The sequence below is a fragment of the Streptomyces sp. URMC 126 genome (assembly GCF_051386555.1).
Lineage (GTDB): Bacteria > Actinomycetota > Actinomycetes > Streptomycetales > Streptomycetaceae > Streptomyces.
This window is the reverse complement of record NZ_JBPQTX010000771.1, coordinates 1-287: the sequence shown is the minus strand read 5'-3', so window position 1 is coordinate 287 and position 287 is coordinate 1. Positions and strand designations below refer to the sequence as shown.

General features: G+C 59.9%; 1 protein-coding gene. It reads left to right on the top strand.

The window, feature by feature from the left end; all coding sequences use genetic code 11:
• Positions 1 to 8: 8 nt before the first annotated feature.
• Positions 9 to 287: hypothetical protein (locus tag ACSNOK_RS33840; RefSeq protein WP_436784580.1), on the top strand; the 279-nt coding region annotated here is incomplete at its 3' end.

Sequence of the window (287 nt, the reverse complement as noted above, 5' to 3'; positions counted from 1 at the left end):
CGTACTATGTGCTGGCAGGGGCTGCGCCGGTCCTCGTTCACAATAGCAACGGATGCGGTGTCGCCCGTAACGAGAAGGGGCAGTTCACATCTGGGGAAAATGCGGACGTGGCCCGTGGGCGCCAGACACACTTGAACTACAGGAATGCTCTGGGGGCTGGGTATGAATTCGAAGTCAGGCTTCCGAGCGGGCTCCGGCCTGATGCGGTCGACTGGAATAACCGTGTCGTGCGTGAGTTGAAGTCGGATGCAAAGAGTAGCCAGGCGACGGGACGGCAACAGTTGCAG